This is a genomic window from Pseudomonas sp. RL_15y_Pfl2_60, assembly GCF_963970595.1.
Lineage (GTDB): Bacteria > Pseudomonadota > Gammaproteobacteria > Pseudomonadales > Pseudomonadaceae > Aquipseudomonas.
In genome coordinates, this window is the sequence record NZ_CAXAOE010000002.1 from 421,470 (window position 1) to 437,504 (window position 16,035).

Consider the following 16,035-nt stretch of genomic DNA (forward strand, 5'->3'; position numbering starts at 1 on the left):
TGGCGAGCTGTAAATTCCTACAACTATTCTTACAGCCGGGTCGCTGATTTATCCAAATCTTGCAGTAGCCAGGCAAAAAAAAACCGCACATTCAATGTGCGGCTTTCGGATCAGGCAAATGTAGCTTACTTCTGATTGAGGCTGTCTTTTACCCCGGCACTGTTATCGAGCAGGCTCTTGGTCGCTGTCTGGATAAAAGCTTCAAGATCCTGCTGCAGCGCTGGGTCGATATCCGTGTGCAGGCGGGTCGCACTCGGCTTGGCCCCCAATTGATATTCATAGAGCCGAGGCTCAAAGCCCTTGGGCTGAATCAGGATCCGTTGAGGGGTGACTATTGCAACCGTCTGCTCACCACCCGACGGCTTGATTACACCCACGCCTTGATCGCCCTCTGGCAAGTTCAACAGGTCGCGGCCCCAGCATTGGTGCCGCACCTCACCACCGAGACGGCCCATGATGGTCGGCACAACATCAACCTGAGTGCCTACATTGTGATTGACCTTGCCAAACTTCTCTTGGATACCGGGGGCAATCAGGAGTAACGGTACATTGAAGCGGAACAGGTCCATTTCGGTGAGTTGCACATCACTACCAAACCCATGGTCGCCAACGACTACAAACAAGGTGTCTTTGTAGTATTTGGACTTCTTCGCCTTTTCGAAGAACTGACCTAATGCCCAGTCGGAATAACGCATGGCGGTCAGGTGTTGGTCGGCAGAGCCGTGACCGGTGACAGGCTCAACCGGCAAGTCTTCAGGCAAGGCATAAGGTGTGTGATTGGACAGGCTTTGCAGCAAGGCATAGAACGGCTTGTCTTTGCCGGAAAACCGCTGGTCCAACTCAGCTGCGCCACGGTCAAACATGTCCTGGTCAGACACACCCCAGGTCGGGTCCATGTACACCGGATCAACAAAGTCTTCACGACCGATGAAGTTGGTCATGCCCTGGTTGCTGAAGAAACCCGACTGATTGTCCCACTGGAAATTGCCATTGTAGACATAGAGGTCATCATAGCCGCGGGCACTGAGCAACTGCGGCAGCCCTGAAAACTGGTGCGCGCCTTCTGGTGTGCGCATCAGGTATTCAAAACTTGGCAGGTTAGGGAAACAGGCCATGGTCGCAAACATGCCCTGATGGGTATGAGTCCCGTTGGAGAAGAAGCGATCAAACAGCACGCCCTCCTCAGCCAACTTATCAAAGTAGGGAGTGATGTTGCCCGGCGCACCAAGCGCGCCCACAAAGTGGCCGGCAAAGCTTTCCAAAAGGATTACCACCACATTCTTGACTGGCAGGGTGTTCTCCGCTGGCGGGGTAAAGTCACGGCGGATTGCAGCGGTATCGGCATCGACCAGCTTGTCATGTGGGGTCAGCAGCATTTTGCGCACGACCGCCAACGCCTGCTCATCCGGCATGGTTGATTTCCATGCGTTGTCGCGATGCGAAGAGAAGCTGGCCATTGCCGCCGACGTCAGGGTCAACGTGCCATTGAGGCCCAGTTGGTTAGCGAACATCGATTCAGTGGTATAGGCGTCGCCCCAACGCAACGGCGGGCCTTGGCGCAAATGACCGCGAGCGGCGACTACCGCAATCAGCAAGCAGACAACAAACACCGAGCCACGAAGATACCAAGCTGGTGCGCGGGTCGCTGATTTCGGCCGGCTGAGCAAGTCCAATGCCTTGAACAGCTTGGCCAGCAACCAGGTCGCCACTGCCCAGGCGATCAAATAACGCGCCACTGGGAACCCGTTCCAGATCATGCTCATGACGGTCTTGGTGTCTTCCTGGAAGTACTGGAAAACCAGGCTGTTCAAGCGCTGGTGAAACTCCCGGTAGAAATCCAGTTCGGTGATCCCAAGGAACAAGGTCACGCTGGCGAAGAAGGTCAACCAGATGCGGTGATAACCACGGGCGGCCATGGCTTTAACGCTGAACAGTGACAACAGCAATGGCGCACAGGCGTATACAACCAAGCGCAGATCGAAACGCAAGCCGTTGTAAAAGGCCTCGATGAAACTGGAGACCGGTGCATCGTCAATCAATTCGCGGTTGTAGACCAGCAGCGCCACGCGCAGTAACGCATAGATCACCAATAGCGCCACGGCGCTAAGTGCAGTAAAGCCCAGGTGGCTTCTAATGGTCGGAATGAAATCTGCCGCAGCAGGTGACCCGGCCGTCTTGTTAACCTTGGTAGTCATGTAGTTCCAAATCCGTTAAGCAAACATTGATAGCTGACGTCAGCACCTTGGATTTATGCTGACTGGCGGCAACAGATGTACCTGCCCAAGCAGGGCACAAAACCTGTGAGTAGATTCAACCTGGGTAAACACTGACGCTGGCCGGATGCGCTGCGACGTCCTGCCCAGCGCCTCTGGCCGGTGATGAGAATAAATCAAGCCACGGACTGAAAGTGTGAAAATTCCGTGTTTTTCCCAGCATTTATAAGTGCAGCGCTGGCACAATTTGTTTCACGCTTGGCGTCCATGCACAAAAAAGGGCCTTGGCAGGCCCTTAGATTATGTTGGGGTTATTCAATACAGTCATTGCTGGGCTTGTTGATCGCCTGCAACACATACTGTGGCAAGGCAAAGGCGCCAATGTGAATCGCCGGATTATAGTAGCGGGTAACAATGCCACTGCCGGTAAAACGCGCGCACAAGGTCTCCAACGAAACTTTTCGGTGCGCCGGGTCAGTGCTGCCCCAGGCAAACGTCATGCTGCCACCAATGTAGGTTGGCACTGCTGCCATGTAGAAATGCCAATCGCTGAACAAGCCATTCATGCGCCCCGCCGTGGTTTGCACTTCCGACAGCTGCATAAACGGCGTACCGTTTTGCGTAACCAGAATGCCGCCATCGTTCAAGCAGCGCCGGCAGGCCTGATAGAAATTTTCAGAAAACAGCACTTCGCCCGGCCCGATCGGGTCGGTTGAGTCAGAGATGATTACATCGAATTTTTCTTCAGTGGTGGCAACAAAGCGCATGCCATCATCAATGACCAGATTTAGCCGCGGGTCGTCATACGCACCGCTGGAATGATTGGGCAAGAACTCTTTGCACATATCGACCACTGTGCCGTCAATTTCAACCATGGTGATGTGCTCCACCGTGTCGTGCTTGCACACTTCACGCAGCATTCCACCGTCACCGCCGCCGATAATCAGCACACGCTTAGCCAAACCATGGGCAAGAATCGGCACGTGGGTGAGCATTTCATGGTAGATAAACTCATCGGCTTCAGTGGTTTGAATCACCCCGTCAAGTGCCATCACCCGCCCCATGCGCGCATTTTCAAAAATCACCAAATGCTGATGCTCGGTACGCACTTCGTGCAATAGCTTATCCATTGCAAAGCGCTGGCCGTAGCCTGGATACAGCGTTTCTTGGTAATCGCTCATGGGCGTGCTCCTAGCAAACTCAAAACATGACTGACACCCGCAACAATTACGAATGCCGAGAAAAAAGCGTCAAAACTAAGTCTCGCCGCAGACAAATAAACCCGGGCGATTAGCGGCCATACTGACGGCCAGATAAATCAAGGCGGCTATTCTACGTTGCGCCATATGACAGGTCGAACCTGTATTACCCATAAGGACTGACAAAACAGCTTCACAGCGTTATTGTCGAGCCATGAAAACCTCCAGCCAATCACCTGTTTTACTGCCTTACAGCGCTCCCTGGCACTGGCAACAATTTCATGCACATTTTGCTTTACGCAAGCTACTCGGCGTCGAGAGCCTGAGTGATAACTGCTACACACGCAGTTTCCAGCTAGGTGAACAGGCAGGCTGGTTCAGTATTGAGCCGTTGGCTGAACAGAACGCGCTCAAACTCAGCGTCAGTGAGTCAGCACTCGGCGCGATTGAACAACTCATTCCGCGCGTTCGGCGCATGTTTGATCTTGATGCCGACCCGCTGGCGATTTCCCAACACTTCAGTGCTGACCCCTATGTGGCTGAGCTGGTCAAACGCAATCCTGGCCTGCGCTTGCCCACTGCGTTCGACCCATTCGAACAGGCGGTACGCGCAATTGTTGGCCAGCAGGTCACCGTCAAGGCCGCGGTCACCGTCACCGGGCGCTTAGTCAGCCGCTTGGGTGAACCATTAACCGGCACCAATCCAGCAGGTATTGAGCGCCTGTTCCCGTTGCCGCAGGCCATCGCCGAGGCGGATCTTGATGGTATCGGCATGCCCGGCAAACGTGTGCAAACGCTGCAATATTTTGCCGGCCAAATCGCCAGTGGTGAACTGCAATTGAATATGCAGCAGGGTTACCTCGCCCTGGTCGAAAAGCTCTGCGCCCTCCCCGGCATTGGCCCCTGGACTGCTGAATACATTGCATTGCGCGCATTTGGCGAACCTGATGCTTTTCCAGCCAGCGATCTGGGCCTGCTTAAAGCACCGGTCTGGGGTGAGCAAGGTATCAGTGCTAAGCAGTTACATGCTCACGCAGAAGCCTGGCGCCCATGGCGTGCCTACGCGGCTGCACACTTGTGGCAAAACTACTCCGAGGTGTAAGTGTGTTTTATCGTTATCACGACAGTGCAATCGGCCGCTTATTTCTCAGTGGCGACGCCAGTGGCCTGCAACAACTGTTAATGGATGTAGAGCGTCATCCGTGGAGCATAGGTGAAGGCTGGCAGCTTGCAGACAAGCAGTTCGACGACGCCTGCCTCCAGCTCGATGAATACTTCGCCGGGCGCCGCCAACGCTTCGATCTGCGCCTGGCGCCGCAAGGAACTGTTTTCCAGCAACGTGTGTGGAAAGCCCTGCAAGACATCCCTTACGGCCAAACCAGCTATTACAGCCGACTGGCCGAACAGATTGGCAACCCAAAAGCCGTGCGCGCAGTCGGTACGGCTAATGGTGCAAACCCGATTTCGGTGATCATTCCCTGCCACCGCGTCATAGGTCGCGACGGCAGCCTCACTGGCTACGCCGGAGGCCTGCAACGCAAGGCGCAGTTGCTTGCGCTGGAAGGCGCCTCATTCCCCGAGCAGACGTTGTTATCTTTATAGCTTGACGTTCCCCCGCGGCCCCATGATTGCCCAGATAATCAAGCCGATTACTGGCAATAACAGCACCAAGATCACCCATAATATTTTCTTGCCAGTTTCTGCATTGCTTTTGACGATATTGATAATCGCCCAGATATCCAGCGCCAGAATTATCAATGCGACAATGTTAGATAGCATGTGCTATTTCCTTGATGTGGGTTACCAAACTGAGCATAGACCGCAATTCGCCATAGGCTGCACAACAGCACAGTTGAGATATTGTCATGACCCCAGCATACGAGTACGGCAACGCTGATGCCTCCTATCAGGCAGCCGGTGGAATTGAAGGCATACGCAAACTGGTCGATGACTTCTATCTACTTATGGACAATGAGCCACTGGCGCGGAATGTCAGGGCGATGCACCCCGCCAGCCTGGATATGGCGCGCGACAAGCTTGCATGCTTTCTCAGCGGCTGGTTGGGTGGCCCACGGCTGTTTAGCGAGAAATACGGTTCGATATCGATCCCGGCATTCCACGCCAAGTGGCCGATCGATCAAGCGCACAGTGAGGCCTGGCTGCACTGCATGAAGCTGGCGATTGAGCGCCAAGACTACCCAGCACAGTTTGCTGATTACCTCTTGCGTCAGCTAAGGGTTCCAGCTGAACGGGTGGTTCAAGCCAGTGCCAACCGCCGGGCCGCGCAACAATAAGCACCCGTAAAGAGTCACTCGCAAGTCATTGCAGGCTTGCCATTTCGGCAAGCCTGCAAATCTTGAACTAGCGCGGACCGCCCTGCCTTTGCAGTTGCTGCAAGCGTGGATCATTCGGCGCAACCTGCTGCATACGCTTGTAGTATTCAGCAGCTTTTTCACGATTGCCGGAGGTCGCATTCAAAAACAGCAATGCATAGAGCACATCCGCATCATTCGGATTTTGCGCATTGCTCGCCTCCAATGCTTTCACCGCTTGCTCCGGTTGCTGGAGCTTCATGTAGAGCAACCCTTGGTTGTACAGGATGCGCGGATTCTCAGGCAGTTCCTCGGCTGCCGTACTCATCCACTTCAAGCCCTCTTCCGGCTGACCTGACTCGACCAGCAACAAGGCGAACATATAGGCCAGGTTGCCGTGATCGCCTTTAGGCATATCAGGCAGTGCCAAGCCTTCACGTAATGTCTTGATCGCCTCATCCTGACGCAGATTGTTATTGGCCAGCGTCACCAGATTCACCCGGGCAGGTGAGAAGTATGGATCTAGCTTCAAGGCTTCACGGTACTGATCTAGCGCCTCTAGCACGCGCCCTTGTCGCTCCATCAGCACCGCAAGGTTAAGCCGGTTGCCTGGTAAATCAGCATTTCCACGCAAGCGTTTTTCATAATCTTGCAGTGCCGCCTGGAAGTCTTCGCGGCGATCCTTGGGCAGTGCAATCGATGGAATACCGGCCAAGGCGCGTACTGCTTCATCTCTAACCGCCAAATGCGGATCATCCATGAGCGGCAACAGATGCTTGACCCGCTCAACCGGGGTCATGCCGACAAAACCCGAAGCTGCACTGGCACGGACCCAGGCGCTCTCATCCTTGAGTGCTGTTTCAAGCGCCGAGATAGCCGGCGCGCCCATATTCGCCAGTTGATCTGCAGCCGTTGCTCGCACGATTTCAGGTTTTCCCATGTCGGCAATCAAACCTGCCAACTGGCTAATTGAATCTGGGTGGCCCTGGCGCACAGCCTGGAACGCTTCACCGTAATGGGTTGGCAATGCAGGCGTACCAAACCAGCCCTTGATCGCATCAGCGGCCCATTTTGGCTTTTGATCGGTATGGCATGCCGTACAGGCATCCGGGCTGCCGGTAACATCATCCAAATCTGGACGTGGAATCCGGAAGCTGTGGTCACGCCGTGGGTCAACCACCATGTAGGTTTTGTCCGGCATGTGGCAGTTAACACACTGCGCGCCCTCTGAGCCAACAGGGTGATGATGGTGCTCAGGGGTGTCGTAGTTTTTCGCCCGTAGGCTTGGAAAGCGCTCAGGCGGGGTTTCGGTATGGCACTGCAAGCACAGACCATTACCTTCAATCTTGACCTTGTTGCTGTGCGGGTTGTGACAATCCGTACAGGTCACCCCTGCCGCATACATTTTGCTTTGGGTAAATGAGCCATAGACGTAGACCTCGCCGTCAATCTGGCCATCGGCATGATATAGATCAGGGCGCAAGGTCGATGGCAGCATGGCGTTCAGCAGCGGCTCCCCGGGGGCTGGACCCACGCCCAGTGACTGGCGACGACTGTGGCAGCGTGCACATTGCTCGACCAAGCCGTGGCTGCCTAGCTTCTTGAAGTCGACCGGCAATCCGATATCAGTCGCAGAGCTGTAGCTTGGCTCTGTCGAGGCTTGCGCTTTAGCCTTTTCTGCCCAATCGACGTGAGCTTGTCCCGGGCCATGGCAGCTTTGACAGCCGACATTCTGCTCATGCCAGGTGGTGGCGAACGAGTCGGTTTTGTCGTCGTAATTTTTTTGCAGATTGCTTGAATGGCAATCTGCGCACATCGCATTCCAGTTTTGATAACGGCCCGTCCAATGCAGTCCGTCATTGGGGGTGAACTTCTGTCCCGGATACAAAGAGAACCAACGCTGGCCGCCCGCAGCCTTGGTGCGGGCATCCCAAGCAATTGTCAGGCTTTGCAAACGCCCCCGATCGAGTTCGATCAGATACTGCTGCAACGGATCGTGACCGAAGGTGTAGGCAATCTCGAAATCCTTGAGCTTGCCGTCTTCACCTTCGATATTGACGAAGTACTTGTTATCGCGCTTAAAGAATCGCGCCTGCACTTCACCATCTTTAAAGGTCGCGTTATTGAAATTACCCAAGACACTGTCTGCCGTGGCCTTGCGCATTGCCCAATCATGGTCAGAGCCTGTCCAGTCTTTGACCTGCTGAGTGTGGCAAGCGTCGCAAGCACCTTCTGCTGCATAGCCTGCGGAATGTTCAGCCATGGCCGGAACGGGTGACTCATTTGCCAACAAGGGGGTGTTTCCCAGTGCAGCCACCAGCAAGCTAATCAGCAAAGTGCGAAAGTAAAACAAAACCTAATCCTTATTATGCTGGGGAACAAACCCATTGAATCATCAGTGCGTCCTGCCGCCGATTGAATAGCCAGTTCATTGTGTTTGCAAGCTTTACCCAACAACATTTTACGAGGCGAGTTCTGCAACCGGTAAAACACCCTAAAACTTGACATTAAATGACAATAACAAGACTATTAGCGCCATCCCAAGCCGCACAAAAGTGGTTGGCAATGGCCTTGCGATGCCGCAATAGGTGGCGTGAGTTTCAGGCCTCAGCGTATCAGCTTTATGTTACTCAACGGCTCTGCAATGCACCCTGTGGGTGGCCCAAGTAACACCAGAGAATACGGCTATAACAGCTTCTGCCTTACTCCGAGATAAAACAATAAATGGCCAAGGTATGACCGACTTTGCACGCGCCTCCACGCTATCTGGTTATCACGAGTTTGCCCTCAGCAAGGGACTCAACCCCAGCGAGCTTCTGGCTGAGGCCAAGTTGCCAAGCGATATCTTGAATAGCCAAGAGTCGATGATTTCATACCGCAAATTCGTCAACTTGCTGAGCATTAGCGCGCAAAAAAGTAACGACCCCCTGTTTGGCCTGCACTATGGCTTGCACCAAGGCATCAGTGTATTTGGACCACTGATCTATTTAATCCGTAATGCGCGCAATGTTGGCGATGCTCTGCGCGATTTAGGCAATTACTTCCATCTGCATATGGGCGCAGCCGAAGTACGCATCGAAGTTCAAGGCAGCCATGTACTGCTGTGTTATCACACTGAAGAACAAAACTTGCGGGGCCTGCCCCAAGCCGCTGAGCTTGCCATTTCAGTAGGTGCTCAGCTGATGCGCACCCTGCTTGGCTCGCGCTGGCGACCGCAAGGTGTGCTGCTGCAACACGCAGCACTCGCCAACTTGAACAGCTACCGGCGGGCCTGGGACGTGACACCTCAGTTCAACAGCCCCTACAACGCCTGGCTATTTGATGCCAAGTTGCTAGAGACGCCCTTGAGCTCTGCCGATGAGGAGTTGCACAAGGTGCTGCAAAAGCACATGGACAGTCTTGATGAGCTGCAAATCAATGAACTGCCCAGCTACGTGCAGCAACTACTGCGAAATTTCCTGCCCAATGGTCGCGTCACAATCGAGCAAATTGCTGACTACATGATGCTCAGCACCCGAACCTTGCAGCGCTATTTAGCCGAGGAAGAAACCTCCTTCCAAGACTTGCTCGATCAAACGCGACAATCCTTGGCAACGCGATACCTGCGTGACTCATCGACCAGCCTGACCCAGCTTGCCGAACTGCTGGGCTACTCTGAACTCAGTGCGTTTTCACGCGCATTTCAACGCTGGACCGGCATGAGCCCACGCCAATGGAAAAACCAAAACACTAACCAGCGCTCGATTAAACGCCTTCGAGTGACCTCAAAACGTCAGTAATGCTCAGCCCTCATCAAGAGGCACTTCGAGCTCAGCCGATGCGAATACTCGACCTAGGCTACAAGGCCACCACTACGCGCCCAACCATTTGACCTTCAAGCAGCTTTGCCAAGGCTTCAGGCGCTTGCTCAAGGCTGATTTCTGTCACCAGGCTGTCCAGAGTATCGAGTTTCCACTCGTTCGCCAGTTTGTTCCAGACCGCGGCCTTTACCGTCAGTGGCAGTTCCACCGAATCAACACCAAGCAAATTAACCCCACGCAGAATAAACGGCAGCACGGTGCCATTCATGTCGACACCCGCCGTTAAGCCGCAGGCGGCCACGCTCGCGCCATAGCGTAGCGACTTGACCACGTTGCACAGGATCGCACCGCCAACCGTATCGACGGCTCCGCCCCATTGCTCCTTAAGCATGGGTCGCTCTGCGCCTTGCTGTAAGTCGCTGCGCAATACCACCTCGCTGGCCCCGAGCGCTTTAAGAAAGTCACTCTGCCAGGCCTTGCCAGTAGAGGCAGTCACGCTATAGCCAAGCTTGGTCAACAGCGACACTGCAACCGTACCCACGCCGCCCGTGGCGCCCGTAACCAAGATCGGCCCGGACTCAGGGTTGATGCCCGCCGATTGCAGTTTATCGATGCACAACGCAGCCGTCAGGCCAGCAGTTCCCAGAACCATAGCCTCGCGCAGGCTAAGGCCTTGCGGACGCTTGATCGCCCAGGTTGCAGGGATGCGAATATATTGGGCCAACCCACCTGAAGTGTTCATGCCCAGGTCATAACCGGTGATGATCACTTCATCTCCGGCCTTGAAATCACTGACGCTGGAATGCTCCACGACCCCGGCGGCATCAATGCCCGGGGTGTGCGGGAAATGCTTGGTCACCGCCTTGCTCCCGCTCGCTGACAATGCATCCTTGAAGTTAATGGAGGAGTACTTGACGCGAATCAGCAGATCACCGGCCGGCAAGTCGTCTATGTCGCGCTGAACAACCACTTGCTCAAATTGACCATCAGCCTTCTCCCGCGCAATCAACGCATTGAATCTAGTCATCGCAACTCTCCAAAAACTTTCTATGGGTTATCAATCAAGCGCCAACAGCTCTGGCGAAGGGCCAAGATTTACCAGAAGCGCTGCTGAGTGAGACGGCTTAGCCAGTTCAATACAAACTTATCAAGGGCAATGCTGGCGCCAATACCAACACGCTCTTGCAGGCTTTTCTTCTGCGAAAAATGCAGGTGGAAGAGTTCGGCCTGCTTAGCCCTGTTGGCGAGATATTCGTCGCTGGTCTTCAACTCGTCGACCAGTCGTTTCTCCTGGGCGGCCATGCCCAGCCAGACCTCGCCAGTGGCAATGGCATCAATATCAAGCTGCGGTCGATAACGTGAAACAAACCCTTTGAACAGCTCGTGCGTAGTCTCTAGGTCGTCCTGGAACTTCTCCCGGCCCTTGTCGGTATTTTCACCAAACACTGTCAGGGTGCGCTTGTATTCGCCAGCAGTGAGCACTTCAAAATCAATTTCATGTTTTTTCAACAGCCGGTGCACATTGGGCAGCTGTGCGACCACACCGATGGAGCCAAGAATTGCAAATGGCGCAGAAATGATCTTCTCGCCAATGCACGCCATCATGTAACCACCACTGGCTGCGACCTTGTCGATGCAGATCGTCAAGGGCACGCCTGCGTCCCGGATACGCACCAACTGCGAGGAAGCCAAACCGTAGCTGTGAACCATGCCACCGCCACTTTCCAGGCGCACTACAACCTCGTCCTGAGCGGTGGCAATACTCAACAAGGCGGTAATTTCGTGGCGTAGGTTCTCGGTTGCCGAAGCTTTGATATCGCCATCGAAATCCAGCACGAACACCCGTGGCTTGCTCGAAGGCGATTTCTTCTCCAGCTTGGCAGCCTTGCTTTCGGCTTTATGCAGTTGCTTGAGCTGATCTTTGCTCAACACCGCTTCTTCCAGGCCATGGCGCAGTTGCTTGTAGAAGTCATTGAGTTTTTTGATCTGCAGGTGCCCCGGCGCACGCCGCCCCTTGCTACGCGCGGCACCAATGGCCACCAGCACAACTAGAATCGCCACCACCAAAGTGACTGTTTTGGCCAAGAAACCTGCGTAATCAGCAAGAAAATCCACGTCATCCCCTCAAGATATGTTCAACACTACAGCGCACACCGCTCTTCCGAATAGGTTGTCAGAGACAGCTTAGTGGCAGATCGATTAAGCATACCGATCTCCCCCGATAACGCCTAGCAAGGAGGGTTAAACCGGATCACAGCGATAAATGCCAACTCATACAGCAAGGCTCAAGTACTAGGCCCAGTGCACTGCATCAGCTATTACAAGGCTATGGCTGCTGGATATCTCGATTATCCAGCAACTTAATAGCGAGGAAAGCCATGCAACACAGAGATTCAAACAAGCGTATGTTTTTTCGTTGACAGTATCCCTGTGAAGCTCATACCCTCATCAAACTTCAACGTACCTGGATACCAGCGCACGTGGGCAAAATTTACCTGATTAGACACGGCCAAGCCTCCTTTGGCATGGATGACTACGACGTACTGTCACCGATCGGAATCCGTCAGGCCGAGATCGTTGGGGCGCACATGGCAGCCCAAGACATACGGCTTGATCGCTGCTTCAGCGGCAATTTGAAACGCCAGCACCACACCGCGACCTCAGCGCTAGCCGCGCTAAGCAGTCTGGGCCATGCAACACCGCAACTGCAGATTGACCCGGCGTTTAATGAGTTTGATGCCGAAGCCGTTATCCGCACGCTGCTGCCGGATATGCTGCCGGAAGAGCCCCAGGCACTGGAGGTGTTACGTAACGCGGTGCACCACAGGAGCGAGTTCCAACGTTTGTTCGCCCTTTTGATCGGGCGCTGGATCAGCGGCAAGTACGACACCCCGGAACTGCAAAGCTGGGCCAGTTTCGTCAACCAAGTGAGCCAAGGCCTCAACCGCGTGCTTGAAAGTGCCCATGACAAAGAGAACATTGCAGTCTTTACCTCGGGCGGAACCATTACCGCCCTGCTCCACCTGATCACTGGAATTGGCCCGGATAAAGCCTTTGAGCTTAACTGGCAAATCGTTAATACCTCATTCAGTTGCCTGCGCTTTCGCGGCAACCAAGTGAGCCTGGCTTCCTTCAACAGCAATGTGCATTTAACGCTGGAGAAGGCCCCAGAACTCATCACCTATCGTTGAGTTCTGAATCCATGCGCCAGAGGCGCAATAAAACCTGAAAATAAAGGAACACACCATGAGCGTTGCAGACATCGTCCAATCCATGAATTCCAAGTTCAACGCCGGTGCCGCAGCTGGCCTGGACCTGGTTTTCCAATTCAACATCGAAGATGGCGAAAACCACTACCTGGTTGTCAAAGACGGGACTTGCGCCGTTCACCAAGGCGATAGCGATGAAGCCAACGTGACCCTGATCATGGACACCGAAACCCTCAAGGGCATCACCAGCGGCGAAACCGACGGCATGCAAGCCTTCATGGCTGGCAAGCTGCGCGCCGAAGGCGACATGATGCTGGCAATGAAACTGGGCGAGCTGTTCCCAGTTTAATAACCGCTTGATGACCGGCTGAGCCAGGTGATGTGTTACTCAAGCACCCTGCCCGTTGCTGTCATCAAGCCTGTTATGCAGATATCTGTAAAACCGGAGCTTTGGCTCCGGTTTTTTTCATCTGCATGCCCCACTGAGAGCGTCCGGACAACCTTGCCTATCCTGAGCTATGAACCCACTTGAAAGCCTTAGGGCGCAGGCAAGGATCAGGCATCTTGATTTAGCAGAAACACTCCCATCTATAACGATGTGAATTGCTTGTAGCCGCATACGCCCGACATTAGATTAGTCAATAATCCAAGCCCCTAATCATAAGCAAAAGGGATAAAAATGGCGCTTACTGATCAGTCCACCCGCATCCGAGAAGGCGAAGAACTCGACGCGGCGACCATTGACAGCTACCTCAAGGCACATATTCCTGGACTGACCGGCACGCCCCGCATCAGTCAGTTTCCGGGCGGCGCTTCGAACCTGACCTATTTGCTCGAATACCCAGACAAAGAGTTTGTATTGCGTCGCCCGCCATATGGACACAAGGCCAAGTCGGCCCACGATATGGGCCGTGAGTTCCGCATTCTCAACCAGCTCAATGACGGCTTCCCCTATTGCCCCAAAGCCTATGTGCACTGCACCGATGAAAGCCTGATTGGCGCTGAGTTCTACGTGATGGAGCGGGTCAACGGCATTATCCTGCGCTCGGACATCCCTGCCGAACTCAATCTTGACGCGCAAAAAACTCGCCAGCTGTGCATGAGTTTTATCGACAAGATGGTCGAACTGCACCAGGTTGACTACAAGGCCTGCGGCCTCGGTGACCTGGGCAAGCCTGAAGGCTACGTGCAACGTCAGATCAGCGGCTGGTCCGACCGCTACAAAAAAGCCCTGACCCCTGATGCGCCACTCTGGGAGCCGGTCAAGGCATGGCTACGCGACAAAATGCCAACCGACCATCACAAGCCAGCAATAGTGCACAACGATTACCGCTTCGATAACGTCATTCTCGACCCGAACAACCCGATGCAAATCATCGGCGTGCTCGACTGGGAACTGACCACCATTGGCGACCCGCTGATGGACCTGGGCAACACCCTGGCCTATTGGATCGAAGCGAATGATTCCGCGCCTATGCAACTGATGCGGCGCCAACCGAGCAATGCGCCGGGCATGCTCACACGCCAGGAGTTCGCCGATTACTACGCCGAACGTGCCGGCATCAAAATCGCCAGTATCGATTTCTACTACACCTACGGCTTGTTCCGCCTGGCCGGTATCGTCCAGCAGATTTACTACCGTTTCTACCACGGACAGACCCAGGACAAACGCTTTGCGCAGTTTATCCAGATGAACAAATTGCTGGAGCAAATGAGCCTGCAGGTCATCAATAAATCACAGCTTTAGGCTGCCCATTTCAGGAGAATTGTATGTCCAAGACGCAACTGTTTGACCTCGACGGCAAGATCGCATTTGTTTCAGGCGCAAGCCGTGGCATTGGTGAAGCCATTGCCAAACTGCTGGCCCAGCAAGGCGCCCACGTAATTGTATCCAGCCGCAAGATTGATGGCTGCCAGGCCGTTGCCGACGCGATCATCGCCGAAGGTGGCAAAGCCACAGCCATTGCTTGCCACATTGGCGAGATGGAGCAGATCCAGAACGTGTTCGCCCAGATTCGCGAGCAGTTTGGCCGCCTGGATATCCTGGTCAACAACGCTGCGACCAACCCACAATTCTGCAACGTGCTGGACACTGATCTTTCGGCTTTCCAGAAGACTGTAGACGTCAATATCCGCGGCTACTACTTCATGTCCATCGAGGGCGGCAAGCTGATGAAGCAAAACGGCGGCGGCAGCATTATCAATGTCGCCTCCATCAACGGCGTGTCACCTGGCGAGTTCCAGGGTATTTACTCGGTCACCAAGGCGGCGGTCATCAGCATGACCAAGGTCTTTGCCAAGGAGTGCGCGCAGTTTGGCATTCGCTGCAACGCCCTGCTGCCAGGCTTGACGGACACCAAGTTTGCCTCGGCGCTGACCAAGAACGACTCGATCCTCAAGGTTGCCCTGCAGCGCATTCCGCTCAAGCGCGTAGCAGACCCAAGCGAAATGGCCGGGACCGTGCTTTATCTGGCCAGTGATGCCTCCAGCTACACCACAGGCGTTGCGCTAAATGTCGATGGTGGCTTTCTTTCATAGAACGCGCAGGACGCCTCAACCTGTAGAAAAGGGACCGCGACGGTCCCTTTTGTTTAGGCAGCACTAGCAACTCAGTGAATCACTTCCAATCCTTGAGCGCCTGTTCTGCTGCTGAATTCATCGGTTCGGCCAGCAAGCCAGTCGGCGTCAGGCTGACCCTGTACTGGGCATTGTCGGCAATTGGCAGGTAAGTCACGCGTAGCGCCTGGGGATCAAACATCATCAGGTCGTGTTTGCCCAGGCGTAGCCAGCGCCAAAGATCAATGCCATATGGGCTTTGTGCAAGCTCAGCCTGAGCATGCAAGGACATCGACTGCTGCTCAATGGCAAGGAAGCGTCCCGTGAGCTTTTGCAGGCGATAGCCAGGCTTGAGGCCAATCAGTTCTGCAATGCCTTTCCAGCGCAGCAAACGTGCATCCAGTTGCCACAGGTCACCCTGAATGATGACGTTGTGGGTAGCCTCGCCTTCAGTGACTTGCACCTGATACCGATCACCATCCGCCTTAAAGCTCAGGGTTGCCAACGGCCCGCTTTCCGGTAACGGCGAATAGCTGTAAAGGTCGTAGGCAACCAGGCCGATCAAGGCCGCCAAGCCCAGGAAAAGCAAGCCACAGGTGCCACGGAGCCAACCGAGCAACCAATTGCCGCCAAACAAGATACGCGCGGCGACCAGCACCGTTAAAATCGCCAATAGCGCTGTTACCCAGGCCAAGCCATCGTATTGCATCAAGCAGATCCCTTATTGATGAAAATGCTGGCATTAT

The 16,035-nt window shown here is 54.4% G+C and carries 15 protein-coding genes; 8 read left to right on the forward strand and 7 right to left on the reverse strand.

The annotated features are described in order from the left end of the window. Window positions 1-125 precede the first annotated feature (125 nt). Both AACY26_RS07125 and speE read right to left on the reverse strand, forming a co-directional pair. A complete protein-coding gene (locus AACY26_RS07125; protein ID WP_339512419.1) occupies window positions 126-2,195 on the reverse strand; it encodes an LTA synthase family protein in 2,070 nt (689 codons plus the stop codon). Window positions 2,196-2,524: 329 nt separating this feature from the next. Next, on the reverse strand, window positions 2,525-3,394 hold the full coding sequence (gene speE, locus AACY26_RS07130; protein WP_339512422.1) for a polyamine aminopropyltransferase: 870 nt from the start codon (window positions 3,392-3,394) through the stop codon (window positions 2,525-2,527). 232 nt (window positions 3,395-3,626) lie between these two features. On the opposite strand from speE, the gene AACY26_RS07135 reads away from it, so the two are divergent. Beyond that, window positions 3,627-4,514 (forward strand): DNA-3-methyladenine glycosylase family protein, encoded by an 888-nt coding sequence (locus AACY26_RS07135; protein ID WP_339512424.1) that lies wholly within the window; start codon window positions 3,627-3,629, stop codon window positions 4,512-4,514. A gap of 2 nt (window positions 4,515-4,516) precedes the next feature. Then, window positions 4,517-5,014 carry a methylated-DNA--[protein]-cysteine S-methyltransferase gene (locus AACY26_RS07140; RefSeq protein WP_339512426.1) on the forward strand — a complete coding sequence of 166 codons (498 nt, stop codon included), beginning with the start codon at window positions 4,517-4,519 and terminating at the stop codon, window positions 5,012-5,014. On the opposite strand, the gene AACY26_RS07145 is transcribed toward AACY26_RS07140, so the two are convergent. Next, window positions 5,009-5,191, reverse strand: coding sequence for a PLDc N-terminal domain-containing protein (locus AACY26_RS07145; protein WP_339512428.1), 183 nt, complete (start codon window positions 5,189-5,191; stop codon window positions 5,009-5,011). The two genes, AACY26_RS07140 and AACY26_RS07145, sit on opposite strands and share 6 nt — an antisense overlap. A gap of 86 nt (window positions 5,192-5,277) precedes the next feature. Between AACY26_RS07145 and AACY26_RS07150 the strand changes: the two genes are divergently transcribed. Next, a complete protein-coding gene (locus AACY26_RS07150) occupies window positions 5,278-5,706 on the forward strand; it encodes a group II truncated hemoglobin (RefSeq protein WP_339512430.1) in 429 nt (142 codons plus the stop codon). A 67-nt stretch (window positions 5,707-5,773) separates the two neighbouring features. Here the strand turns inward: AACY26_RS07150 and AACY26_RS07155 are convergent, their stop codons facing one another. Then, on the reverse strand, window positions 5,774-8,077 hold the full coding sequence (locus AACY26_RS07155) for a tetratricopeptide repeat protein (RefSeq protein ID WP_339512432.1): 2,304 nt from the start codon (window positions 8,075-8,077) through the stop codon (window positions 5,774-5,776). 382 nt (window positions 8,078-8,459) lie between these two features. On the opposite strand from AACY26_RS07155, the gene qhpR reads away from it, so the two are divergent. Continuing rightward, window positions 8,460-9,503, forward strand: a complete 1,044-nt coding sequence (gene qhpR / locus AACY26_RS07160) for an AraC-like transcriptional regulator QhpR (protein WP_339512434.1) — start codon at window positions 8,460-8,462, stop codon at window positions 9,501-9,503. Window positions 9,504-9,561: 58 nt separating this feature from the next. On the opposite strand, the gene AACY26_RS07165 is transcribed toward qhpR, so the two are convergent. Then, window positions 9,562-10,551, reverse strand: coding sequence for a YhdH/YhfP family quinone oxidoreductase (locus AACY26_RS07165; RefSeq protein WP_339512436.1), 990 nt, complete (start codon window positions 10,549-10,551; stop codon window positions 9,562-9,564). 68 nt (window positions 10,552-10,619) lie between these two features. Beyond that, window positions 10,620-11,639, reverse strand: a complete 1,020-nt coding sequence (sohB, locus tag AACY26_RS07170; protein WP_339512438.1) for a protease SohB — start codon at window positions 11,637-11,639, stop codon at window positions 10,620-10,622. Window positions 11,640-12,004: 365 nt separating this feature from the next. On the opposite strand from sohB, the gene AACY26_RS07175 reads away from it, so the two are divergent. The 4 genes from AACY26_RS07175 to AACY26_RS07190 all read left to right on the forward strand — a co-directional run bounded on the left by AACY26_RS07175 (window position 12,005) and on the right by AACY26_RS07190 (window position 15,271). Further along, entirely contained in the window at window positions 12,005-12,715 is a 711-nt protein-coding gene (locus AACY26_RS07175) for a histidine phosphatase family protein (protein WP_339512440.1), read from the forward strand. A 55-nt stretch (window positions 12,716-12,770) separates the two neighbouring features. Next, on the forward strand, window positions 12,771-13,082 hold the full coding sequence (locus AACY26_RS07180; RefSeq protein ID WP_339512442.1) for an SCP2 sterol-binding domain-containing protein: 312 nt from the start codon (window positions 12,771-12,773) through the stop codon (window positions 13,080-13,082). Window positions 13,083-13,412: 330 nt separating this feature from the next. Then, on the forward strand, window positions 13,413-14,480 hold the full coding sequence (locus AACY26_RS07185; RefSeq protein ID WP_339512444.1) for a phosphotransferase family protein: 1,068 nt from the start codon (window positions 13,413-13,415) through the stop codon (window positions 14,478-14,480). A 23-nt stretch (window positions 14,481-14,503) separates the two neighbouring features. After that, window positions 14,504-15,271: an SDR family oxidoreductase gene (locus tag AACY26_RS07190; RefSeq protein ID WP_339512446.1), complete on the forward strand. Its 768-nt coding sequence runs from the start codon at window positions 14,504-14,506 to the stop codon at window positions 15,269-15,271. 79 nt (window positions 15,272-15,350) lie between these two features. Here AACY26_RS07190 and AACY26_RS07195 read toward each other — a convergent pair whose 3' ends face one another. Beyond that, entirely contained in the window at window positions 15,351-15,998 is a 648-nt protein-coding gene (locus AACY26_RS07195; RefSeq protein ID WP_339512448.1) for a hypothetical protein, read from the reverse strand. Window positions 15,999-16,035: the final 37 nt, after the last annotated feature.

Coding starts and splice junctions, on each gene's coding strand:
- AACY26_RS07125 (WP_339512419.1), bottom strand. CDS start 2,195: ATGACTACCAAGGTTAACAAGACGGCCGGGTCACCTGCTGCGGCAGAT.
- speE (WP_339512422.1), bottom strand. CDS start 3,394: ATGAGCGATTACCAAGAAACGCTGTATCCAGGCTACGGCCAGCGCTTT.
- AACY26_RS07135 (WP_339512424.1), top strand. CDS start 3,627: ATGAAAACCTCCAGCCAATCACCTGTTTTACTGCCTTACAGCGCTCCC.
- AACY26_RS07145 (WP_339512428.1), bottom strand. CDS start 5,191: ATGCTATCTAACATTGTCGCATTGATAATTCTGGCGCTGGATATCTGG.
- AACY26_RS07150 (WP_339512430.1), top strand. CDS start 5,278: ATGACCCCAGCATACGAGTACGGCAACGCTGATGCCTCCTATCAGGCA.
- qhpR (WP_339512434.1), top strand. CDS start 8,460: ATGACCGACTTTGCACGCGCCTCCACGCTATCTGGTTATCACGAGTTT.
- AACY26_RS07165 (WP_339512436.1), bottom strand. CDS start 10,551: ATGACTAGATTCAATGCGTTGATTGCGCGGGAGAAGGCTGATGGTCAA.
- AACY26_RS07180 (WP_339512442.1), top strand. CDS start 12,771: ATGAGCGTTGCAGACATCGTCCAATCCATGAATTCCAAGTTCAACGCC.
- AACY26_RS07185 (WP_339512444.1), top strand. CDS start 13,413: ATGGCGCTTACTGATCAGTCCACCCGCATCCGAGAAGGCGAAGAACTC.
- AACY26_RS07190 (WP_339512446.1), top strand. CDS start 14,504: ATGTCCAAGACGCAACTGTTTGACCTCGACGGCAAGATCGCATTTGTT.
- AACY26_RS07195 (WP_339512448.1), bottom strand. CDS start 15,998: ATGCAATACGATGGCTTGGCCTGGGTAACAGCGCTATTGGCGATTTTA.